A 21564-nucleotide genomic window follows, 5' to 3' on the forward strand; every position below is an offset into this window, starting at 1 on the left:
GTGTTCACTGTGCCACGACGGGTCCATCCCGCCCGTCACCTGCGCAGATCGCCGAGGTCACACGGCGTGCGCCCCTCACGCCGACCGCCGTCGGCGGTGGGACACCCCGACCCGCACTCCTGAGCGCATGCCCTCGGCGCCGATGGCATGATCTCGTGCACACGCAGCGACCGATCGGGGGCAACGATGTCTGAGCGCTTTCACCTGAGCACCATGCGCCTACGAGACCCGGCCGAACCGGGCCGGACGGCCAGCACGCTCGAGCTCTTCTTCGATCTGGTCTTCGTGGTCGCGGTCAGCATCGCAGCCGTCCAGCTCCATCACGCACTCACCGAGAACCACATCGTCGACGGGGTCGTGTCGTACGCCTTCATCTTCTTCGCCATCTGGTGGGCGTGGATGAACTTCACCTGGTTCGCGACATCGTTCGGCACCGACGACTGGCTCTACCGGGTGCTCACCTTCGTCCAGATGGCGGGTGTGCTGGTGCTGGCCGCCGGGATCGAGCCCGCCTTCGTCGACCACGAGTTCACCCTGGTCGTGTTCGGCTACGTGGTCATGCGCGTCGCGATGGTCGCGCAGTGGTTGCGCGCTTCCGGCTCTGCCGGAGACCGCCGCCGGACGACCCGGCTCTATGCCGCCGGGATCGCCGTCGTCCAGATCTTGTGGCTGCTATGGCTGTTCGTACCGTCGGGAGCAGCCGCAACCATCGGGTTCGTGATGCTCGTCGGTGCCGAGCTCGCGGTGCCGGTGGTCGCCGAGAAGCAGGGAAACACTCCGTGGCATCCGCATCACATCACCGAACGGTACGGACTGTTCACGCTGATCCTGCTCGGCGAGAGCCTGTTGGCGTCGTCGAACGCCATCATCGAGGCCCTGCACAACGAACAGGAGCTCGCCCCGCTGATCTCGATCGCGATCCTCACGTTCATCGCGACCGCCGCGCTGTGGTGGATCTACTTCTGGCCGCCGCACCACCGGGCCATCGGATCGCTCGCCGACTCCCTTCGATACGGATACGTCCACTACTTCGTCTTCGCCGCTGCCGGTGCCTTCTCGGCCGGTATCGAGGTCGAGATCGACGTCCTGACCCACCACAGCGAGCTGACGGAAACCCAGGCGTCGTTCACGGTCACGATCCCCATTGCCGTCTTCATCCTGGGCATCTGGTGGATTGCTCTGCGCGCCAACGCTGATCGCGTGGTGAACACCGTGGTACCGGTCGGTGCCGTGCTGGTCCTGCTCGACCCGGTCATCCCGGTCCCGTTCGCCTTGACCGCCGTCTTCCTCGTCGCGATTGTCGTCGTCCTGGTCCTTCGACCACCACTCACCACAACCGGTGACCCGTACGCGTGACTACCGCATCGCCGCCATGATGCCGGTGAGCAGCCAACTGCGTAATCGCGCGGTGCTCCAGTTCCGTTCGACGGTGAAGTAGCGATGGGTCGCCGGGCCGGTGAGATAGCTCAGAATGTCGGCGAATTCGTCGACCCGGGTGTCGGAGATCAGGCCCCGGTGGACGAACCAGTGGCAGCCGGTGTGCACGTCGTCGAGCCGGCGGAGCTCAGACCGCTCGAGTTGTTCGCCGATGGCCGGGTCGGTGTCGGCCGCCAGCGTCGCGGCATGCCATAGATCGGCGATCCGGCTGTTCGCGGCGACGACGTGGTCGACGTACCGCCCGATGGCGCGATCGGTGTCGGTGTCGTTCATGATCGCGATGAACTCGGGTCGCTCGAGCAGCGAGACGAACTTCTCGTCACCGGTGAAGGCGCGTTCGAGGACGGCCGTCATGAGAGACGCTTTCGACCCCGCCTGATGCACGGTGCCGACGGACACCCCGGCCTGCTGCGCGATCTGCTGCACGGTGGTCCGCGAATATCCCTGCTGGACGAACAGCGCCTGGGCGGCGTCGAGGATGCGTGTCCGCGTCTGCGCGGCGCTGATCGCGCGCTTACGCGGTGTGTAGGGGCGTTTGCTCACGCCGGCCTCCGGTCGGGTCGGACTCCAACGACAACGATAGTAGTGGCGTTGCTGGGTTTCACCCAAAGGTCGATCACGGTCCCCGAATTCACTTAGCCCGCTGAAGTGCAAAGATGGGACCGATCGCGCGAGAGCGCTCATCCGTCGTCCAATTTGGTTAGAGTCGAGCTCTACCCAAATGGAGGATCGATGTCGACCATTCTGTTGTGCGCCACGCCGCTGGCCGGACACGTCGGTCCGCTCACCGCTGTCGGACGTGTGCTCGCGGATCGCGGTCACGAGGTGATCATGCTGACCGGCTCGCGTTTCGCCGACCGGGTTGGCGACGCCGGGCTGACCGTCGAATCGCTGAACGGAGTCGCCGATCTGGACGAACGTGACCCCGACAGCTTCACCCCCGACCGGCATCGGTACCGCGGACTGGCGCTCTCGCGCTATCAGGTCGAGCGGACGTTCATCGCGCCGCTGCCGGAGCAGGCAACGGCGGTGGCGTCGGTCGTCGGCCGCCGGGGCGTCGACGTGATCCTGTGCGACGGCACCTTCGCCGGGATCATCCCCCTGCTGTCCCGGCCCCCGGGCCGGCGGCCTCCGGTCATCGGCGTCGGCACCATGCCGCTCGCTCAGTCCAGTCCCGACGTCGCACCCTTCAACAGCGGCTTGCCGCCGATGACCGGCCGGCTGGGTCGGCTCCGTAACCGGTTGGCTCACATGGCAGTACGACGGCTGTTGTTCGCGTCCACGCAGTCCTCGGCGCGTGACCTCGTCCGACGGTCCGGGGGCTCGCTTGATCATTTCGTCCTCGACCTGTCCAGCGCGTTCGACCGTTTCGTCCAGTTGGGGCCGGCCGAATTCGAGTATTCCCGATCCGATCTCGCGCCGAACACGGTGTTCGCGGGGCCGGTGTTCGCCGGCGTTGCTGTTCCCCCGCCGTCGTGGTGGTCGGAGATGCTCGACGACGACCGCCCGATCGTCCACGTCACCCAGGGCACGCTCGACAACGACGACTTCTCCCAACTGATCGAACCCGCCGTCGCCGGGATGGCCGAGATGGACGTCCAGGTCGTCGTGACAACCGGCGGTGCGGAACCGGATCCCGTGCCGCGGAACGACAACACGCGGGTCGCGCGGTTCCTCGACTACGGCGCACTGTTGCCGCGCACATCGGTGCTGATCACCAACGGCGGCTACGGCGGAGTGCTGCAGGCGCTGCGCCACGGCGTGCCCGTCGTCGTCGCACCAGGGGGTGAGGACAAGCCCGAAGTCGCGGCTCGGGTGGCGTACTTCGGGGTCGGCGCAGATCTGGGGACCCGGCGACCCGCTCCTGCGGACCTCGCCGCGACGGTACGCCGCATCCTGGCCGACGACGGCGTTGCCGTTCGGTGCCGGCAGATGGCGCATGCAATCGCCGGTTACGACTCGACCCAGACGATCGTGACCGAAGTCGATCGGGCGGTTCGTCGATCGACCCGCTCATCCTGACCCGCCGCGCGGTCTGTGTCATCCGGATACCCGAATGTCGGCGCACCTGCCGACGACAACCGAGAAAGAGAGCCCGACATGAGTGATGCACGAGCAGTCATCGACGCGCACGTCGATGCCTTCAACGACCGCGCACCGGAGAACGAACCATGGTCCGCCGATGCGGAATTGGTCTCACCGGGTGGGGTGTTCACGGGACGGGAGGGCGTACTGGGTTTCCTGTCCGTCTTCCAGGGCGCCTTCTCCGACGGTCGCCTCACCGTTGGTTCGTATGTCGTCGACGGCGACAACGCCTCGGTGGAGGGCACGTTCGACGGTGTCCACGACGGTGTGTTGCAGAGTCCGTCGGGTCCGGTCGAACCCACCGGACGGCCTGTCTCGTTCCGATGGAGTGCGACCTACCGGATCGACGGCTCGGAGCTGATGTCCGAGCACCTGTACTTCGATCAGCTCGACTTCCTCGGGCAGCTGGGTGTGCTCCCCGGATGAGTCGTGCTCGGCGCCGGTTGATCAGGGTCTTCGCGGCTGCGCTCGTCGCCGGTCCGATCGTCTCGGGTACGCAGGGAATCGTTTCGGCGGCACCGGTATCCGCGTCGGCGTCGGTGATCAGCAGTGTGGCGGTCGGGCCGCAGCGGCACGATCTGGTGATCCGTTCGGCTGCGATGGGCCGGGACGTGCCGGTGAGTGTGTTGCACCCGGCGCAGTCCCGGTCGCGCGGGACGCTGTATCTCCTCGACGGGGGCGGCCGCAAGACGGCGATCAGCGACTGGATTCGGGAAGCCCGCGCGGACAGGTATTTCCGCGACAAGGACGTCGATGCGGTGCTGCCCGGCGGCCAGGGGGCGTTCTACACGAACTGGCAGCACGACGACGCGACGTTCGGGCGTCCGCAGTGGGAGACCTTCCTGCCCGTCGAACTGCCGTCGCTGATCGACGGCCGGTTCCACGGCAACGGGCGGAACGCGGTCGCGGGCCTGTCCATGGGCGGCCAGGCCGCGTTCACACTCGCGACGCGCCGGCCGGGCCTGTACACGGGCGTCGGTTCCATCAGCGGTTGCCCGTTCACGACCGGCCCGGTGCACGAAGGGCAGATCCGAGCCGCGATCATCCGCGACGGTGGGGATCCCACCAACATGTGGGGTCCGTGGAACGCGCCGGGATGGGCCGACCACGACCCGGGTCGCCGCCTGCCGGCCCTCGTCGGGATGCGCGTCTTCATCGCGTCCGGGACCGGCGCGCCCGGCCCCCTCGATCAACGCACCCGGCTCGACCCGGGCCGGCACCGTGGGGAGAAGATCGCGACGGGAGCGGTACTCGAGAACTCGGTCAACGCGTGCTCGAACGAGTTCGCCCGCCGGATGAGGTCCGAGGGACTGCAGCCCGTCGTCCATCTCCGTGCGATCGGAACGCACGCATGGCCCTACTGGGCCGAGGATCTACCCGTGATGTTCGCCGCACTCGCACCCGGCCTCTGATCGCCCACGAGTGACTTCGCGCCATTCCGGGTACACCGCCCATATGGCTGACAACGACCCCGCCCGCAAACCGTTCAACCCGCAGAACCCCGACCCGTCCAGCACGGCGGGACTCGAGCCCGGCGGCGGAGTGGCGCCCGGTGACACACCGCCGGCGGAATCCGCGGTCGGGGGAGAGGAGCACGAACCGCCGCAACGCAGGCGTGCCGGCGGCGTGATCGTCATCGCCATCGCGGCGATCATTTTTCTCATCGTCGCGCTCGGTCTGATCGGCCGCGCCGTGGGGCTCTTCTAGGGTTCAGCGCCGTCACCCGGCGTCGACGGGCAGCGGACACGCCGCCAGCGGATCGCCAGCGCGATCTCACCGATGCCGACGACGAAGAGCACGGGTTGTAGGAAGAAGAACACCTGCAGCAGCGCGATCTGGATGATGATCCAGACCATCAGCGACGACCCGGCGAGCAGGCCGCCGATTATGCCCAACCGCGCGGGCACGGACGGGACGGCGGCGACCACGGCAGCCACCAGGTGGGGTAACGCGATCACGGCGATCAGCGCGACACCGGGAGCGGTCCAGGTCTCGAACGGCGTGTGGGTGAGCCACTCCCGCGGCATCGACCACTGATCGGTCATGAGAGCCGAGCCCCCGGCGAGTGCCGACAACGACACGAACAGCTCCATCCCGGCGAGCGTCCACGCCGTGCCGGTCCGTCGGTTCCCGACCCCCCCGTTGGTCGAGGGAGTCGGAGGGCGCGGTCATGGTCGGAAGTCTGCACCGTCCGAGAGCCTCTGTCGTGAGGCAAAGGACACCAACTGAGCCGCACGTCGGCCACGGCGGCGGTGTCAGGGGCGCACCCAGCCGTCGGCGATGAGCTCGACCAGCAACTGGGCCTTGTTCCCGATCGGCCGGCCGGCTTCCTCGTAGCGTCGGGCGACACGCCGATAGTGCTCGCGCACCGTGCTCTCGGCGATCTCGTGGATACGCGACGTCTGACGCAGCGTCGCACCCAATGTGTAGGTCTGCAGGATCTCCAGCTCCCGTTCGGTGATGCGCACCCGGTTCGCGAGTGTGGGTGCGGACGGCGGGGTCGGCGGTCCCACCGCAGTCTCGAGCGCCCGCTGCAGCTCGTCCTCGGCGGCCGGGGCCCGCGGTGAGACACGGATGTGATCGAAGCCCGCGACCCCGTTGCCCACGAAGATGACGTTGACGGTGCGCAGCGATGCCACCCGCCGGACGAATCCGAGCATCGCGGCCGACCGCACCAGAATCGCGCTCGGGTTCCGTAGGGCAGCGAGCTGTGCGGGTTCGACGACCGTCGCGTCGTAGCCGGCGCTCTCCACGAGAGCGGCCAGGGCGGCGTCGAAGATGTCGTGCTCGGCAACGACGGCCGTGATCCGCCGCTCCGGACTCGGCGCGGCAGTGGGCCCGGTGCCGGGGGTCGCCGACCGGGGGGCGTCGTTGAGGGGTACGGACACGTGCCGGGATCTCCTGTCGACTTCGATTCGGCCGGGAGCTGTGAGCCGAACAAACGGCGGGACTCTCTCGGATGATCGACATGACTCGCGATCGGGCATCGAGAATGTATTTCACGAACGCCAACTTCTTCAGCCTTACGAACGTGAGACGATTTGTCAGCGGTATCTCGAACCCGATGTGGTGATTGCAGGGTAAATAACCACCCTCTAGTCCGATCGGATGCGTGATCGCGCACACCGCGTACATATCGGGCATGATCATGCCTGTGCCGACCGACATGCGGGTCCTTGTCGCCTCCCCGCTGGGACACGTGGTCGCGGTGCCGCTGACCAAGGCGCTCGATCAGGCCACGGTCACCGTTGCCACCGGCCGCGACGAGTTCGTCCAGTGCATCGCCGGCAACGTGCGATTCGACGTCGTGGTGGCGGATCTGATCTGGAACCGACCTGACCTGGAATGGACCTTCGACGGACTCGACGTCATCGACACCCTCGACCACCATGACCGGCACGCGCCGGTTGTCCTGGCGACCCAGGGACACGGGCTGGAACAGGACCATCTCGACGAGGCGCGGTTGCGCGACGAGGTCGCGGGGGTCATCGCCAAATCGGACGGTTTCGCGACGCTGGTCGGTGTTGTGCGCTCGGTGGCGCTCGGCCAGGCCCTGCCCAGGGCCGCGTCGGCGCGCCGTCCACCGCTCTACGAGTTGTTCGATGGTCGGCGCGGCCATACCGCGGGCCGTCTCGCGGGGGCGATTGCGTCGGGCAGCGCCTCGGACAACGCCTCATTGGCCCGCGCCGCCAAGGTGTCGCCGAACACCGCGAACAAGGTGACGAGCCACTACCTCGGGCCCATCATCGTCGAGCGCGGTGAGCACGACGCATCGCTGCCGGTGACCCAGGCCGCCGTCTACCGGTGGTGCGGTCTACACGCGCGATACCTGATCAGCTGGTGCCGACGCCACGGGCACTCCGACGTCCTCGGATCGATGCCCACGTGATCAGTTCGGTTGATCAGTTCGCGTGAACCCCGACGGTCCGGTCTCGCGGTGTCGGCGTCGCGGATTCCGGCACGGTGATCCCGCTCCGCTCGCCGAACCACCGCAGGATCTCGACACCGGCGAGGGCCCCGGTGTCGGCGGTGATCGTGAGCCCGGGCGCCGACCAGCCGAGCGATTCCAGCTCACCGTGCCGCGGGCGGATCGCGTGATCGGCGGCGAGCAACAGGTCGGTGTCGAGCCAGCCGTCGCCGGCCGCGCAGAGCGCTGCCGAGTCGTCGAGGGTGCCGTCAGCGACGAGCCGTCGCCGGACTTCGGCGATAGCTGCCGACTTCGTCACCGGCTGCGGGGTCGCATAGATCTTGCGACCCTGCTGGGAAGCCGTCCAGCCCCGTGCGTCGCACCACTGCTGCCATTGTTCGAGGAACTCCGGCGGTTGGACCGCGGGGTCGACGACCAGGTAACAGAAGAGGTCGTCGGCGGTCCGCAGAGCGGTGACCCAGGAGTCGTCGATGCGTGTTCGGAGTTCGTCGCGGACCTCGTCGAGGGTGGCGCCCGCGCGGGTCACCTCGCGGTCGATGTGCGCACGCCATTCCGGATCGTCGGCGCCGTCGACGAGGATCCGGCCACCGTTGCTGACCACGGCGTGGCGAAATGGGCTGCCCGGCAGCTCGATCCGGGCAAACTGAGCCGGGGTGCGAGTGGTCGTCGGTACGACGACGACCTCACGTGCCAGACGGGTCATCAGTTCGACGGCGGTCGTGGTCATGTACGACAGCGGCGCGTCGCGGTAGATCTCGACGCACACGGTCTCCAGGGTCGCGAACTGCTCGTCGCCCATGGCGGCGCGTGAGTAGATCATGGTCCGGTCGAGATCGGTGGCGACCAGCGCGTTCACGAGTCCTCCTTGATGAGCCCGACACACGAGTACGCGAGATCGGGCGAGACCTCCACGGGCACATCTCGTTCGGCGGCGAGCAACCGGATGTGGCGATGTTCGGGCAGATCGTCGGCGCGCACCAGGATGCGCCACGGTACGCGACGCAGCAGCACCCGCGTCGTCTCGCCGACGCCGGGCTTGACCAGGTTGATCGACGACAGGCCGTACTCGGTCTGGATCTGCTCCACGGAGCGCCAGCCGGACCAGTCGGGCCGGCGTGACTCCGGCGTCATCGCCGACACCGTCGCCCGAACTCGGTCGGCGACTGCATCGAACTCGGCGCTGACGGTGTCCAGGAACAGTCCCGAGACATCGAAGTCGGCGAGATGGCGGTAGAACTTCGCTCCGTGGAACTCGCCCGGACCGATGTGGTCGGCATTCAGGACGGTGCGCGAGACCAGGCCGGAGACAGTGGAATTCAGGCAGGCGGAGGCGATGAGGAAGTCGTCCCTGGTGCCGAACAGGGTCGTGCAGGAGCCGGAGTCGGCCAGCACCGCGAGTTCGTCGTGCAATTGCGGCCGCCCGGTGCGCGCGTACTCGTCGACAGCGGCGGTGAGTTCGCGCTGGATGGCGCCCTTGCCGGTCCAGCCGTCGACGAAGACGACCGACTCCGCCGGGTGCCGCGCCATGATGTGATCGAGTGCGACGGTGTCGATCCCGCGTGCGCGCACGATCGAGATCGTGTAGTGCTGGGGTTCGATGCCGTGGACGGCCGCCATCCACCGTCGGATCAGGATGCCGACCGGGGTGCCGGCCCGCGCCAGCGACACCAGCGTCGGCGTGGAATGCCGCTCGGCCAGAATGAGTTCGGACACCACTCCGACGGCTTCCGCGAGCCGCTGGGCGGAAGACCGTAGCGTCGCATGGAAGAGTTCCTGGTACTCGCGGCCGGGTTGGTACTCGATCGGCAGCGACTCCGCATAGTGGGCCTGACCGGACTGGATTCGACGTTCCCGTTCGCGCAGTTCACCTTCCAGCGCCACGTCGGACAGGTCTTTGAGCAGCCAGGTGACTTCGTCGGCCGCGTACGAACCGAACTCCGGTCCGCACAGCGGTGGTGTGGTGGTGGCGATGTCCATCAGCGCACCGCCTCTCGGGTTCGTGCCAGGGCAGGCTGGTCGGTGGCGGGCAAGACGGCCAGCACCACCGGGTGCCCGGCGGCGGTGAGGACGTCGACGAGTCCACCGGGCGCGCGTAACTCATCGGTGTCCGCCGGCGAGTCGACGATCAGGACGACCTGCGGGTCCGGATGGTAGACGGAGGACACGTTGTAGACATAGCGCGGCGTCTCCGGATCGGGTTCCGGTGCGGTGAACCGGAATCCGCGCCGGAGCGGATACCCCGGGACGTCGTGCACCTGGGCCGGCGACCTCGTGGTGGTCTGGTATCCGGTGGCGAAGCCACGACGCTCCAGCGACTCGGCGATGCACAAGGGTGCGTACATCAGTTCCTCGTGCCCGATCACGACAACCGGGCGCCGCGGATCGAGTTGTGCCGCCACGGTGTCGGCGGCCGCGGTCGCCGCTCGCCGGAAGCCCGTCGAGTCGGTGCGGAGAATTCCGTGCCTCCCGCCGTCGGGAACTGCCGCCGGCCAGTCGAGGGCCACCGCGACCAGGCCGCCGCGCCGGGCTGCCGCCGGGTTGAGCTCGTCGGACCCGAGCTGCCACACCGCATCGAGGAGGTCCGGGGGAAGGGTGATCGAGCCGTGCGCGAGCGCCACATAGGCGACCTCGACGCCGAGTTTCGCTGCGAGATAATCGCATTCGGACTTCTGCGCGGGCGTACGCATGTCGACCAGGGACGCCACGACGAACCGCTTACGGGGACGGTCCGCGACGATGGCCTCGATGGCGCCGAGCGCGGTCTTGCCGGTGGAGATCTCGTCGTCGACCAGGATCAGCACCTCGTCCGGCGTCACGGGGTCGAGAAATGCGGGATCACTGGGCTGCAGCAGATGCGTCGTCGCGTGCGAGTGCCCCTCCTCGAAGGTTCCTGACACCGTCACGCCGGCTCGTCTGCGCCGCGTCGAGTGCAGATACCGGGACGCGGAGATGCGTTCGGCGACACAGTGTCCGAGTCCGGTCGCGGTTTCGGCGAAGCCGAAGACGGCGGCGTCGCGTGCCGCATTCGCACCGATCTCGGCGATGATCGCGGCGCCGAGATCGTCGGCGGCGCCACGGACGATGGCGGGCGAGGTCGTGATGTGCTTGCCCAGCACGGTCGAGACCAGCAGATGAGCACGGCGTCGGTTGTGGCGCAAGCCGAGTGAGACGAGGTCGCGGACCGCGTGACCCGGAGTGTCGCCGACGTCGGCGATCTCGACGCCGAAACATTCGGTCACCCAGTCGATGCCGACGGTGTCCGGATCGTTCACGAGTTGGCCGGCCCGGGCGAGGCGAGCGCGGTGAGCAGGTCGACGAACGAAACCCCCTGGCGGGTCACGCCGAAGGCGGCAGCGCGATCGATGACCCGCAAGGCCCAGTTGCGGTGGGGCTTCAGCTCGTTCATCTTGTTGCGGTACGACGACGCCCGTACCCCGCCGGACTCGCCGGCCAGGATGTCGAGTGCATCGTGATACTCCTCGTGGGTGACCGCCGACAACGCGTGCACCGCGGCGACATGCGCGGGGTGGATGACGGTCTTGCCGTGCAGGCCGTTGGCGCGGTCGAGGGTGATCTCGCGAAGCAGACCGTCCATGTCGCGGCTGACGAGCTGCTGCCGGAAGTAGACGGCGTCGTTCTCGCGGAACGGCGTGTGACGCAACATGGGCTGGAACATGCGCTCGTGGTCGGCGAAGTACTCCCACACCGGCCCCGTCACGACGAAACCGCTCTCGTCGCTGCGGCCGAGATGGTTGACGATGCCGGCGATCACATCGGCCGCGACCCGGACGTCGTAGATGGTCAGGTCACGATCCCGGCGGATGCCGAAATGACTACAGATGTCGGTGGCCCCGATGCGCACGGCGAGCACGTGGTCGCGGTGCGCGCTCAGGAGCGACGCGAGGGCGGTCAACTCGTCGTCGCGGGTCTCGCGGTGCACCACCGCGGCCGACTCGAGAACCGGCATGACCCAGAGGTGCTTGTCGAGGATCTGTCCGGCAGCGGCAACGGCGTCGAGCGCCTCGGGTGCACTCTCCGACGAGAACTTCGGGATGACGAACCCGGTCAGCACCGACGGGGTGTCGAGCGCGGTGGCGATCGGCACTATCCGGTCGGCCGACCGCGGACGGACGAACAGCAACATCGGCCGGCACGGGTTCGCGGCGATAGCGCGCAACGCGGCCACGGCGTGCTCGATCGCCTCGGCCTCCTCGTCGTCGGCGACCGCGTCCTCGAGGTCGATGACCATCGAGATCACACCCTCGGCGCGGCGTCGGCGGATGACCTCGGCAAGATCGGGCCGGGTTGCCGGGACGTACAGGGTGGCGCCCAGCGCGACGGCGAGCCGCTGCGCCGGCCAGGTCGGCTCGATCGGCTCGGGCTGCCGGTGGAACAGGGAGTTCGAGACCGACGGCTCCAGGTGGTCGAAGTGCCGGATCGTCCCGGGCTCGAGACCGGTGTCGTCGTGTCGTGCAGTGGTGGTCATCCTGCGGCCACCTGTCCTCTCATCCGCGAAACGATCTCGGTGATCCGGTCGTCCACCGCACGCAGCTGCGTCAGGTAGCTCCAGTAGTCGGGGTGGATGCGATCCAGAACCCCTTTGGCGCGCTCGATCCGGTCGGCCTGAGCATCGAGGACCGAGCCCCATTCGTCAACCAGACGGTGATTGACCGCAAAGAGCTGGGCGTCGCGCAGGCGGAAGCGCACGCGCTGCTCCGCGCCCCGCGGGTCGGCGCGCACCTCCCGCAGGAGTCGCAACCGGTCGAGCACGGCGTCGACGGCCTTCTCCGCGACGGCCAGGTCGTCGCGGGCGGCGTCGGCGCGGCCGATGGCCTGGTCGGGGGCAGCATCGACCATCGCGCGGGCGGCCGCGAGCTCGGCGTCGGCGTGTTCGAGCCGTTCGTCGACGACCGAGCCGTTGCGCTGTAGATCGAGGGAGCAATCGGCACTGAACTCCCGGCGCAGCGCCGAGAGCGTGTCGGGGAGTTGCGCGCTCCGGGTGGACACCGCGCTCCGGCGCGTTTCCACCGAACGGATGACCTGCTGTGCGCGGTCGGCGAAGGCGGGGGCCTCGGCGAGAAGTTGTTCGAGGCGGCGCGCCGAACTGAGTACGGCTGCCGCGGCGGACTGCCGGTCACGCAGCCCCGCGTCCTGGTCGAAAGCCGTGAGCGCACGCGCGAGGTCGTCGGTGGCATCCGACACCGATTGCAGTCGTGCCACCGCCGGTGCGGTGTTCTCCAGGGCGGTCATCGCCCGGTTGGCGGCCACCCGGGCCTCGTGGTCCTGGGCGTCGGCGGCCCGCGCCGTGGCCCGCGCCCGCTCGAGGGTCTCGGCGTTGGTCTGGGCGAAGTCGCGCATGGAGGCGGTGATCGACCGCAGCGTCTGCGTCGACCGGTCGAGATCCCGGGGGTCGACGCGTGTGCCGGCCGGCGGGGACACCAGCCGGAGGTAGTCCGACGTTGCCTGGGCGTGCTGCTCGCGGATATCCGACCACGAGGCGCGCAGGCGAGAGCGCGGGTCGAGGGCGGCGGTCACCGCGACGGCCGGATCGATCTCGGCCAGGACGGATTCGGACTCCAGGAACGCCGCCGTCATTTGTTCCGATGATGCAGGTGGCGCGGAATTCGTGCGTGAATCGTTCCCGAACCAACGACGTACGAAGTTTCCGGGCACCACTCGATGCTATCGGCTATTTTCATCTCGGTATGAGGCCGGATTCCCCGGCTCACGGCGAGCTGGGATGCCGAGATGCCGGCAGGTGCCGCGGTGCGGGGATGGCGTCGGGAGACGAACGAGGGATGGTCGAACGGCGGCCTCCCCACGGCGCGAGAGAGGCACGTCGAATGCAGTTGGTACAACGGTCCAAACGCGTGGTGGAAGCCAGGCTGAACAACTCCTCGGTCCGCGCGATCAGCGGGTCGATGGTCGCCTACGAGGGACAGGTCACCTTCAAATCGGCGGGCTTCGGCGGCGGCGACGGCGTGCTCGCGGGCCTGAAGCAGCGGGCCACCGGGGAGGCGCTGTCGCTCATGGAGGCCTCCGGCAACGGCATCGTGTACTTCGCGCACAACGCCGCCGAGACGACCGTCATCGAGCTCAACAACGAGACCCTGCAGGTGGAATCCGAGCAACTGATGGTGCTCAACGGCAACCTGCAGACCAACGTCACCTTCGCCGGCCTGCGCGGAGCGTCGTCGGGTCAGGGTCTGTTCACCACGACGGTGAGCGGCCACGGGCAGATCGCACTGTTGTCCAACGGCGGCCCGCTCATCCACCTCGAGGTGTCACCGCAGTATCCGCTCGTGGTCGACCCGGACGCGTTCGTCTGCGCCCGCGGCCAGTTGAGTCAGTCCTTCGTCACCGATGTCTCCTGGCGGTCGGCGCTGGGACAGGGTGGCGGAGAGGCGTTCTCGTTGCGCTGGGAAGGCAGCGGCGTCGTGTCGATCCAGCCGGCCGAGCGGTGAGGGTGAGGTAGCGAGAATGTTCACCAAGGTCAACAGCAAGGTCGTCTCCGTCGACATCGGCGGTACCGGGCCGGTCGTCGCGCGACGCGGGGCGATGCTCTTCTACAAGGGCAACGTGCATTTCCAGCCCCACCAGATCGCGGGGGCCGGCGGTATGGGCGGCGGGATGCCGGGACTGGGCGGCATGGGCGGGATGGCCGGCCGGATGCTCGCCGGCGAGCACGAGTCGACGATGATCGCGCAGGGGCACGGCGAGGTGCACTACGGCTTCCTCGGCATCGAGGTGCACGTCGTGGATCTCGCAGCGGTCGGCGGCACGATCCGGGTCGAGGCGTCGCGGCTGCTCGCCTACGCGGCCAACCTGCAGGCCTCCGTCGTCTCGGTCGCCTCACAGGGCGGCGGTGGCGGCGGTGGTGGCGGCCTGTTCGGTGCATTGCGGTCCGCTGCTGCCGGAGCCGTCACCGGTCAGGGCATGTTCACGACGCAGCTGTCGGGTCCGGGTTCGGCGGTGCTGCTCGGGCACGGCGGGGTCTTCGAGCTCGAGGTGTCCCCGGCCAAGCCGCCGGTGACCGTCGACCCGCAGGCGTTCGTCGGGTCGGCCGGTCAGGTCAACACCAGCCTGCGGTCGGCGATGAGCTGGCGGAACGTAGGCCGAACCGGCGGCGAGGCAATGCAATTGGAGTGCTCCGGACAGGGCATCGTGTACGTGCAGGCATCGGAGGAGAAACTGTGAGCCAACTCAACACCGTGTGGAGTCCGATGAACTTGCCGTCGGACGACAACGTGCCGGACAACAACTACTCTTTCTGCATCGACCTCAACCAGCCGTGGTTCATGTCCAAGGGCGCGATGATCGCCTACTACGGTCAGATGCAGTTCACCGCACTGACCCAGGGTCTGCAGGGGAACATGCTGCAGATGGTGGCGCAGCAGTTCTCCGCCCCGCTGTACCTCGGTGACTACGTCGTCGCGGAGGGCCACGGCAAGCTGATCATCGGCGACCGCGGATACGACATCAACGCCTATGACCTCGAAGACGGCAACCTCACCATCCGGGCAGCCAATCTCCTTGCCTTCCAGCCGAACCTGTCGCTGAACCAGTCCATCGTGCCCGGATTCCTGACACTCATCGGCACCGGCAAGTTCCTCGCGTCGTCGAACGGCCCGGTGATGTTCGTCGAACCGCCGGTGCGCGTCGACCCCGAAGCGCTCGTCGGATGGTCGGACTGCCCGTCGCCCAGTCATCACTACGACGAGGCGTGGGTCAACGGTTTCATCGCGGCCGCGGGCCGGCGGATGGGGTTGAACTCGGGCGAGGAGCGCCAGTTCGACTTCACCGGCGCGGGAACGGTTCTGGTGCAATCGAGCGAGAAGGTGCGCGACGACTCGTCGGTCCTGCGCACCATCCAGGGCCATCTCCCGGGCATGTCGGTGCCCAGCCTGCACCAGATCAACCAGCAGATCACTCAGCAACTCGGGCAGCAGCAGGGTTGAGTCGGGCTCTCGAAACCACTGAGCCGCAGGACCTTCGGGTCCTGCGGCGCAGTTGTTCGTGGGTGGTACCCGGCTCCGGCCTCTGCTCCCTGTGGAGCGAGCTTGCGAGCGTCCCCCTGCTCCCTGAGGAGCGAGCTTGCGAGCGTCCCCCTGCTCCCTGAGGAGCGAGCTTGCGAGCGTCACGAAGGGTCTTCGCAACCTCCGTCGCCAAACCCTTCGAGGCTCGCTTCGCTCGCACCTCAGGGAGCAGGGGGAGGCGTTTCGCTCGCACCTCGGGGAGCAGGGGGAGCGCTTCGCTCGCACCTCAGCTCAGCGAGCGAATGGTCAGATGTTGACCTTCTCCTCTTCACCCTTCGCCGCGAGGCGGTTTCGACGCACGATGCTGGAGATCAGTGCGGCGATGATCAGCGCGACACCGATCAGGCCGGTGATGATCTCGGGGACGTGGGTGCCGATGGAGTACAGCAGGATGAACGCCAGCGCGCCGATCGCCCAGTGCGCTCCGTGCTCGAGGTACACATACTCCGACAGCGTGCCCTTGCGCACCAGGTAGACGGTGAGCGAACGGACGAACATCGCACCGATGAGGCCGAGGCCGAGGGCGATGATGATCGGATCCGCCGTGATGGCGAACGCGCCGATGACGCCGTCGAACGAGAACGACGCATCGAGGACCTCGAGGTAGAGGAACAGGAAGAAACCGGCCTTGCCTGTCGCCTTGGCCAGGTCCGACGGGCCCGACTTTCCGTTGGTCTTCTCGATTGCCGCTTTCTCCGCGGCGTCGGTGCCGGGCTCGGCCGCTTCGTCATCTTCCGCGGTCTCGACGTTGAAGTACTCACCGAGGCCGTTGACCAGGATGTAGGTGATCATGCCGAGTGAGCCGGCGATCATGACCGTCGACCGCTCGTCGGGCGCGGCGATGTAGGTCGCAGTGAGGACGAGAAGCGTCATGGCGATGACGACCTCGAGCATCTCCAGCTTGCCGATCTTCTCGAGCGGCCGCTCGATCCAGGTCAGCCAGGTGAGCTCCTTCTGCTCGAAGACGAAGCCGAGGAACAGCATCAGCAGGAACATGCCGCCGAAGGCCGCGATCTGCGGGTGGGCGTCGGTGATGATCGTCTCGTAGCTGGGATCGCCGTTGGGGAAGTACGCCGCATCGTTGGGCGGCGGGTTCAGTGCGAGGTCGAGCGCCTCAACCGGGTTGAGACCCGACGCGAGCCACACGATGACCAGCGGGAACACCAGTCGCATACCGAAGACGGCGATCAGGATGCCGATGGTGAGGAAGATCTTCTGCCAGAACTCGCTCATCCGGCGGAGGATCGTGGCATTGATGACCGCGTTGTCGAAGGAGAGCGAGATCTCGAAGACGCCGAGGATGGCGGTCAGGATCAGCGCTTCGACGCCGCCATAGAGGAAAGCGATGATCAGCGACACGATCGTCACGACGACCGAGAGGCCGAAAATTCTTACTACCACTGGCTTGTGGCCTTTCTAGGGTGCGTGGAAACCAGCCGACCGCATTGTCGGAGAGGAGTGGTGACGCGCGGATGCCGCACCCGTTCGACAACGGGTGCGGCATCCACAAGCACGTTCAGGCGGACAGCCGGAGTCTACGAGAGACTCAGACGTTCACACCGAAGTCGCGGGCGATACCCGCGAGACCCGAGGCGTAGCCCTGGCCGACCGCGCGGAACTTCCACTCCGACCCATGACGGTACAGCTCACCGAAAACCATCGCGGTCTCGGTGGAGGCATCCTCGCTGAGGTCGTAGCGGGCGATCTCGGCGCCGCCGGCCTGGTTGACGACGCGGATGAACGCGTTGCGCACCTGGCCGAACGACTGCGACCGTGCGTCCGCGTCGTAGATCGAGACGGGGAAGACGATGGAGTCGACGTTCGGCGGAACGCCCGCGAGGTCGACCTTGATGACCTCGTCGTCGCCCTCGCCCTCACCGGTCAGGTTGTCGCCGGTGTGCTCGATCGAGCCGTCGGGCGAACGCAGGTTGTTGAAGAAGATGAAGTGCTGGTCGGAGAGGACTTTCTTGTCCGCGCCGAGCGCGATGGCGCTGGCGTCGAGGTCGAAGTCGGTACCGGTCGTGCTTCGGATGTCCCAGCCGAGGCCGACGGAGACCGCAGTCAGGCCCGGAGCCTCCTTGCTCAGCGAAACGTTTCCGCCCTTGCTCAGGCTCACGCCCATGGTTTGCGCCTTTCTGTTGGTACGGGGTCTCGTGATGTCCGATGTGCCCGATACGGGCCACTCGGAGCAATCGACAACACTCTATGTGAACGGTTTGACCCGGTCACTGGTTCGGATGGATGACCTGCGGGTTCGCCCTCGGCGATCCGGACACTGCCGGTGCGGGGCGGTGATGGTCAACCCATCCGGGAGATCAACTCGACCAGTCGCCCGACGGCATCACCGGCAGTGGTCGCCCGCTGGTGACGTGCGGCGCTGTCGGATCCGTTGCCGGTCTGTACCCATTCCGGTGTTCCTCCGACGCTCTGCGCGACGCGCAATGCGTATCGGGCGTGGGGGGACGCGACGCGGACCTCCTCGGGCTTGTCCCGATCGACGCGCAGCGTGACGACCTTGCCCTCCGGGGTCAACACGACCTCGTCGATGGTGTCGGAGGCGGCACGCAGAACCACGCGATTGAGACCGATGGGCCACCCCGGGAGTTCGATCGGTACTCGCGCGGTCTCGGGCACAGTCTCGGTTCGGCCCAGGAAACCCTTGCGCTCGACCTGTCGGGTCACCTCCTTGTGCCCGACCACCGGAAGCGGCCGACGCTGGGCGCGCAATCGCGCGGCTGCGTCGGCGGCTGCGCCGGTGAGGTCGCTCAGTCGCGGCTCGGATGTGGAGGTCATGTCAGTTCGCTCCCCGTGCTTCGTCGATGATGTACTTCGCGATATGCCATTCGGCGCGCTCCTGACCGCACACCCAGTCGTTGTAGGCGTAGACGCCGAGCTCGCCGAAGTACGTGGGCCACGCGAAAGCCCAATCGGGAAGCCAACCGCTGCGGGACGTGATGGCATCCGTGATGTCAGTTGCGACGATCTCGAGTTCGCAGTTGTTGCGCCGTCCGAAGTCTTTGATATGGCCGTTGAACACGTTGGCGAGCTTGATGAACACGTCCTGACCGGAGACGTCGACATCGGCGACCATCGCCCCGATCCGGCGGATCGACTCGAGATGATCGAATCGCTGCGGAATGGCATCGACATGTTGGAGTTCGATGTCGCCGGTGGTCCAGTCACGATCTCCGGGGGTGTCCACGGTGTCGATGGTCTCGACGAAGTCGAGCACGTGCGTCCAGCCGATCTCGGACAGGTCGGCCATACCGCCTCGTGCCGCCCATTCCTGGATCTTCAGCTTCATGATGTTGACCCGAAGCACTTCGAGCGTGAGTGCGGAGGGATCCCACCAGTGAAGGCGCAGGATTGCAGCAGCTACCTGTTTCCACTCCGAGTCGACTACTCGACCCTCATACTCCAACCCCGCGTTCACGCTCGCGCGCAGACCGTCTGAGTAGGACTGCATCTGTGCCACAAACCCGTTGTCGAGGTATTCAGGCGCAGACTCCGGGAGGTGAAAACCGACGGGGCGGCGAGCTGTGACGGGGGCAGCCGCTGCATTCCGGGATTGGCTGTGCACACCCGCCAGTGCCCAGAGGTCGGCACCGCAAGACACACACTGGGCCAGCACGCTGCGATCCGCCGTTGCGCCACACGTGCAGGTGACCTGATCGTTGGCGTGTTCGCGAGGAGTGGGCGTTGGCACGGGAGCCGCGTCCTGTCGGTCCGGAGCAGGTCGTGACACACGATCGCGCCGTCGATAGTTGATCGGCTGGCTCGACGATGCCTCGGTTACGGGATCGGCCGGACTGTCCGCAACTGGATCCGCAGTGGCCGGCCTGGCGCGAGATCCCCGGCCCGGATGTTCATAGTTGATCCGGCCCGGATGGGTGTAATCGATGGGCATCAGTCGCCGACCTCGTTCTGTGAGTGGGTTTGTGGCGTGTCGAGACCCTGCGAGTACTCGAAGGCCGGATGGGGGCGCCGGATGCTCGGAGTCACCGCAACCAGACCGTCCAGGTCTCACCTGAGCGTTTGACCCTGGTGACCGTCAGCTCCGGCGGGATCGTCGCCAGCTCGAACATCGCCCGTGCCAACGGATTCACGAGCATGGCCTCGAGGACGTTGGCGACACCACGGCCCCCGAAGTCGAGATTCAATGTCGCGCCCTGGCGCAGAGTCTGCAATGCATCCTCGGCGACTGTCAGCCGCGCGCCGGTGGTTTCGCGAACGCGGTTACCGATGTTCGTCACGAACAGGTCGACCAGGTCGTCGCCGACCGTCTCCGACACAAAGTCGAATACGACGATGTTCTCACCGATTCGGTTCAGCAGCTCCGGGCGACCCAGCTCTCGGGTGAAGTGCTCGGCTACGGCCTCGCGGATGGTCGACTCCACCTCGCGGTAACCGGCACCTCGGGCGATCCGCGGCGTTCGGTGTCCGTCGGCCCCGGTGGTGTAGACACCGAGATTGGATGTGAAGACGATCAGTGCTTCGGAGAAATACACCGTGGAACCGTTTCCGTCGGTGAGGCGGCCGTCTTCGAGAATCTGTAGAAACTTGTCGAAGATTCGCGGGTGGGCCTTCTCCACCTCGTCGAAGAGGATGAGTCGGAACGGTTGCTGTCGGACCGCGTTCGTCAGCTCGCCACCCGCGTTGTGGCCCACGTAGCCCGGTGGGGCCCCGATCAGCCTGGCTTCGGCACCCTCGGCCGAGAACTCGCTCATGTCAAACCGAAGGAATGCATCTTTCCGGCCGAAAACTAACTCGGCTAATGACTTCGCCAGTTCAGTCTTGCCGACGCCCGTCGGTCCGGCGAAGAACAGGACACCCTGGGGGCGCCCGCCGGAACTGGCTGTCTGCGCGCCGGTGAGGCCCATCGTCGACCGGATGAGGATGTCGACCGTCTTGCGGATCGCAGCGGGCTGGCCGAGCACGCTCTTGTTCAGACGGGTTGCGGCGTCGCGGATCTTCGCCTTGAGTGCCGGGTCATGCCACGGGTTGTCGGGGATGCCCACGCGGAAGGTGCGCACCGCGTCGTCGATATTCGGGGCCGGGATTCCGCGGTCGATCGCGAGACGGTTGATCTCGGTGATCGAGCGGAGTGTCATGCCACCGGTGAGCCCGGCGTAGTGGTCGATGAGCTTGGCAGTTTCGGGGTCGGGATCCTGATCGAGGGGCATGGGTGTCGCGCCCGGAAGCGAATTGACCAACGGCTTGATCAGATGTCGTCGGTCTCCCAGGGACGGTAACGGAATCGAGATCACCCGAACCAGGTCACTACCGACGATCCAGTGGGGGAGGTCGGACTCCCGATCGATCATCCAGAAGATGGTGTTGTAGAGAGGCGATCGGTGGGGGCCCTCCACACGCCGACGGGGCGCTGTCAGGAGAACGCGCTCGGCGGTCACCAGGAGCTCGTGGAGCTCGCCACCGAAAGACTCCGAGTCGGCCCGCAGGCGGGAAGCGCCCTCGATGATGAGGCAACACGGAGACTCCGACATCGCAACCATTCGGACTATCCGGCGCAGTTGACCTGTCAACGACGCTTCCGGCCCTGCACTCGACTCGGCTGCGCGTATCAACTCAGAGCCGACCTGCTGGTGCTCCGCCAGAATCCCCAGCCCCTCAGCCGGGTTGAACGAGAGAAGTGTCAGATGTCCGGCCTCGTGCAGCGTGCGTACGAGTGCTGACGTCGGGTCAACCGTGACGAAGCGAGGCCCGGTAGGCCGCGGATTCGGAACGAGCACGAGGTCTCGTAGGTTGCCGGTCAACACCACTTGCGGATTGGCCGGTAGTGCGACGTCGACCTCGCGAAGCCAAGTGGGCAGTGGTGAATCCGCGTACGTCAAGATCGAAGACCTCCGTGCTCAGTCCAGAGAGGTGAGACCGGAGAAGTTTGCCACAGGTCGGGGTCGATGGCTGTCCTATGAACATGTGAACGTGTGCGCCGCCAAGAGTAGCCCCTGTGTGGGACACACGTCCCAGACGGATGTCCGGCAACGTCGGCCTCGGGAATCCGGCGTCCGGACAGGCCGACAACCGCGCTCGTGCCGGATGTCTGCGTCGCAGATGCCG

The 21564-nt window shown here is 66.9% G+C and carries 22 protein-coding genes; 9 read left to right on the top strand and 13 right to left on the bottom strand.

Annotation, left to right across the window (positions count from 1 at the left end; translation table 11 throughout):
• Window positions 1-186 precede the first annotated feature (186 nt).
• Complete coding sequence (locus Q9R39_RS13110) at window positions 187-1356, top strand: low temperature requirement protein A (RefSeq protein WP_137810175.1); 1170 nt, start codon at window positions 187-189, stop codon at window positions 1354-1356.
• Here Q9R39_RS13110 and Q9R39_RS13115 read toward each other — a convergent pair whose 3' ends face one another.
• Window positions 1357-1980, bottom strand: a complete 624-nt coding sequence (locus Q9R39_RS13115; protein WP_068972316.1) for a TetR/AcrR family transcriptional regulator — start codon at window positions 1978-1980, stop codon at window positions 1357-1359.
• A gap of 189 nt (window positions 1981-2169) precedes the next feature.
• On the opposite strand from Q9R39_RS13115, the gene Q9R39_RS13120 reads away from it, so the two are divergent.
• From Q9R39_RS13120 to Q9R39_RS13135, 4 genes are all read left to right on the top strand, one after another.
• Window positions 2170-3459, top strand: coding sequence for a glycosyltransferase (locus Q9R39_RS13120; protein WP_288815003.1), 1290 nt, complete (start codon window positions 2170-2172; stop codon window positions 3457-3459).
• 78 nt (window positions 3460-3537) lie between these two features.
• Complete coding sequence (locus Q9R39_RS13125; RefSeq protein WP_288815005.1) at window positions 3538-3948, top strand: ester cyclase; 411 nt, start codon at window positions 3538-3540, stop codon at window positions 3946-3948.
• Window positions 3945-4934, top strand: a complete 990-nt coding sequence (locus tag Q9R39_RS13130) for an alpha/beta hydrolase family protein (protein ID WP_311277609.1) — start codon at window positions 3945-3947, stop codon at window positions 4932-4934. Before Q9R39_RS13125 ends, Q9R39_RS13130 begins: the two co-directional genes overlap by 4 nt.
• A 43-nt stretch (window positions 4935-4977) precedes the next feature.
• Window positions 4978-5229 carry a DUF6480 family protein gene (locus tag Q9R39_RS13135; RefSeq protein ID WP_078112504.1) on the top strand — a complete coding sequence of 84 codons (252 nt, stop codon included), beginning with the start codon at window positions 4978-4980 and terminating at the stop codon, window positions 5227-5229.
• On the opposite strand, the gene Q9R39_RS13140 is transcribed toward Q9R39_RS13135, so the two are convergent.
• Window positions 5226-5615, bottom strand: coding sequence for a hypothetical protein (locus Q9R39_RS13140; RefSeq protein ID WP_311277610.1), 390 nt, complete (start codon window positions 5613-5615; stop codon window positions 5226-5228). The two genes, Q9R39_RS13135 and Q9R39_RS13140, sit on opposite strands and share 4 nt — an antisense overlap.
• Before the next feature lie 162 nt (window positions 5616-5777).
• Window positions 5778-6410: a helix-turn-helix transcriptional regulator gene (locus Q9R39_RS13145; protein ID WP_311277611.1), complete on the bottom strand. Its 633-nt coding sequence runs from the start codon at window positions 6408-6410 to the stop codon at window positions 5778-5780.
• Window positions 6411-6670: 260 nt separating this feature from the next.
• On the opposite strand from Q9R39_RS13145, the gene Q9R39_RS13150 reads away from it, so the two are divergent.
• Complete coding sequence (locus Q9R39_RS13150; RefSeq protein WP_078112619.1) at window positions 6671-7411, top strand: response regulator; 741 nt, start codon at window positions 6671-6673, stop codon at window positions 7409-7411.
• A gap of 13 nt (window positions 7412-7424) precedes the next feature.
• Here the strand turns inward: Q9R39_RS13150 and Q9R39_RS13155 are convergent, their stop codons facing one another.
• From Q9R39_RS13155 to Q9R39_RS13175, 5 genes are read right to left on the bottom strand one after another with little or no spacing between them, the layout of a single operon-like run.
• Window positions 7425-8306 (bottom strand): HAD family hydrolase, encoded by an 882-nt coding sequence (locus Q9R39_RS13155; protein ID WP_078112505.1) that lies wholly within the window; start codon window positions 8304-8306, stop codon window positions 7425-7427.
• Window positions 8303-9427, bottom strand: coding sequence for a cysteine protease StiP family protein (locus Q9R39_RS13160; protein ID WP_078112506.1), 1125 nt, complete (start codon window positions 9425-9427; stop codon window positions 8303-8305). The genes Q9R39_RS13155 and Q9R39_RS13160 overlap by 4 nt, the downstream gene beginning before the upstream one ends.
• Window positions 9427-10722 carry a phosphoribosyltransferase family protein gene (locus Q9R39_RS13165; protein ID WP_159371698.1) on the bottom strand — a complete coding sequence of 432 codons (1296 nt, stop codon included), beginning with the start codon at window positions 10720-10722 and terminating at the stop codon, window positions 9427-9429. Before Q9R39_RS13165 ends, Q9R39_RS13160 begins: the two co-directional genes overlap by 1 nt.
• Window positions 10719-11936 (bottom strand): HpcH/HpaI aldolase/citrate lyase family protein, encoded by a 1218-nt coding sequence (locus Q9R39_RS13170; RefSeq protein ID WP_078112508.1) that lies wholly within the window; start codon window positions 11934-11936, stop codon window positions 10719-10721. Before Q9R39_RS13170 ends, Q9R39_RS13165 begins: the two co-directional genes overlap by 4 nt.
• Complete coding sequence (locus tag Q9R39_RS13175; RefSeq protein WP_311277612.1) at window positions 11933-13045, bottom strand: hypothetical protein; 1113 nt, start codon at window positions 13043-13045, stop codon at window positions 11933-11935. Before Q9R39_RS13175 ends, Q9R39_RS13170 begins: the two co-directional genes overlap by 4 nt.
• Window positions 13046-13293: 248 nt before the next feature.
• Here Q9R39_RS13175 and Q9R39_RS13180 point away from each other — a divergent pair, with 248 nt between their 5' ends.
• Genes Q9R39_RS13180 through Q9R39_RS13190 form a run of 3 tightly spaced genes read left to right on the top strand, consistent with a single transcriptional unit; the run spans window position 13294 to window position 15408 of the window.
• Complete coding sequence (locus tag Q9R39_RS13180; protein ID WP_311277613.1) at window positions 13294-13914, top strand: AIM24 family protein; 621 nt, start codon at window positions 13294-13296, stop codon at window positions 13912-13914.
• Window positions 13915-13930: 16 nt separating this feature from the next.
• Window positions 13931-14647, top strand: coding sequence for an AIM24 family protein (locus tag Q9R39_RS13185; protein WP_058252894.1), 717 nt, complete (start codon window positions 13931-13933; stop codon window positions 14645-14647).
• The gene (locus Q9R39_RS13190; RefSeq protein ID WP_058252893.1) at window positions 14644-15408 is read left to right on the top strand and encodes an AIM24 family protein; all 765 of its coding nucleotides are present in this window, start codon (window positions 14644-14646) and stop codon (window positions 15406-15408) included. The genes Q9R39_RS13185 and Q9R39_RS13190 overlap by 4 nt, the downstream gene beginning before the upstream one ends.
• 324 nt (window positions 15409-15732) lie before the next feature.
• Here the strand turns inward: Q9R39_RS13190 and Q9R39_RS13195 are convergent, their stop codons facing one another.
• The 5 genes from Q9R39_RS13195 to Q9R39_RS13215 form a co-directional block, all read right to left on the bottom strand.
• Window positions 15733-16887, bottom strand: a complete 1155-nt coding sequence (locus Q9R39_RS13195; protein ID WP_078112510.1) for a DUF475 domain-containing protein — start codon at window positions 16885-16887, stop codon at window positions 15733-15735.
• Window positions 16888-17032: 145 nt separating this feature from the next.
• A complete protein-coding gene (locus Q9R39_RS13200; protein WP_058252891.1) occupies window positions 17033-17608 on the bottom strand; it encodes a TerD family protein in 576 nt (191 codons plus the stop codon).
• A 176-nt stretch (window positions 17609-17784) separates the two neighbouring features.
• A complete protein-coding gene (locus tag Q9R39_RS13205) occupies window positions 17785-18279 on the bottom strand; it encodes a hypothetical protein (RefSeq protein WP_078112511.1) in 495 nt (164 codons plus the stop codon).
• Between the two features lies 1 nt (window position 18280).
• The gene (locus Q9R39_RS13210) at window positions 18281-19393 is read right to left on the bottom strand and encodes a hypothetical protein (protein ID WP_311277614.1); all 1113 of its coding nucleotides are present in this window, start codon (window positions 19391-19393) and stop codon (window positions 18281-18283) included.
• Window positions 19394-19484: 91 nt separating this feature from the next.
• Entirely contained in the window at window positions 19485-20990 is a 1506-nt protein-coding gene (locus tag Q9R39_RS13215; RefSeq protein ID WP_249146056.1) for an AAA family ATPase, read from the bottom strand.
• Between the last annotated feature and the right edge of the window lie 574 nt (window positions 20991-21564).

Source organism: Gordonia sp. AC31, from assembly GCF_031844505.1.
GTDB classification, from domain to species: Bacteria; Actinomycetota; Actinomycetes; order Mycobacteriales; family Mycobacteriaceae; genus Gordonia; species Gordonia hongkongensis.

Coding starts and splice junctions, on each gene's coding strand:
- Q9R39_RS13125 (WP_288815005.1), top strand. CDS start 3,538: ATGAGTGATGCACGAGCAGTCATCGACGCGCACGTCGATGCCTTCAAC.
- Q9R39_RS13200 (WP_058252891.1), bottom strand. CDS start 17,608: ATGGGCGTGAGCCTGAGCAAGGGCGGAAACGTTTCGCTGAGCAAGGAG.
- Q9R39_RS13135 (WP_078112504.1), top strand. CDS start 4,978: ATGGCTGACAACGACCCCGCCCGCAAACCGTTCAACCCGCAGAACCCC.
- Q9R39_RS13150 (WP_078112619.1), top strand. CDS start 6,671: ATGCCTGTGCCGACCGACATGCGGGTCCTTGTCGCCTCCCCGCTGGGA.
- Q9R39_RS13160 (WP_078112506.1), bottom strand. CDS start 9,427: ATGGACATCGCCACCACCACACCACCGCTGTGCGGACCGGAGTTCGGT.
- Q9R39_RS13185 (WP_058252894.1), top strand. CDS start 13,931: ATGTTCACCAAGGTCAACAGCAAGGTCGTCTCCGTCGACATCGGCGGT.
- Q9R39_RS13170 (WP_078112508.1), bottom strand. CDS start 11,936: ATGACCACCACTGCACGACACGACGACACCGGTCTCGAGCCCGGGACG.
- Q9R39_RS13140 (WP_311277610.1), bottom strand. CDS start 5,615: ATGGAGCTGTTCGTGTCGTTGTCGGCACTCGCCGGGGGCTCGGCTCTC.
- Q9R39_RS13215 (WP_249146056.1), bottom strand. CDS start 20,990: ATGTCGGAGTCTCCGTGTTGCCTCATCATCGAGGGCGCTTCCCGCCTG.
- Q9R39_RS13175 (WP_311277612.1), bottom strand. CDS start 13,045: ATGACGGCGGCGTTCCTGGAGTCCGAATCCGTCCTGGCCGAGATCGAT.
- Q9R39_RS13110 (WP_137810175.1), top strand. CDS start 187: ATGTCTGAGCGCTTTCACCTGAGCACCATGCGCCTACGAGACCCGGCC.
- Q9R39_RS13120 (WP_288815003.1), top strand. CDS start 2,170: ATGTCGACCATTCTGTTGTGCGCCACGCCGCTGGCCGGACACGTCGGT.
- Q9R39_RS13180 (WP_311277613.1), top strand. CDS start 13,294: ATGCAGTTGGTACAACGGTCCAAACGCGTGGTGGAAGCCAGGCTGAAC.
- Q9R39_RS13205 (WP_078112511.1), bottom strand. CDS start 18,279: ATGACCTCCACATCCGAGCCGCGACTGAGCGACCTCACCGGCGCAGCC.
- Q9R39_RS13130 (WP_311277609.1), top strand. CDS start 3,945: ATGAGTCGTGCTCGGCGCCGGTTGATCAGGGTCTTCGCGGCTGCGCTC.
- Q9R39_RS13210 (WP_311277614.1), bottom strand. CDS start 19,393: ATGCCCATCGATTACACCCATCCGGGCCGGATCAACTATGAACATCCG.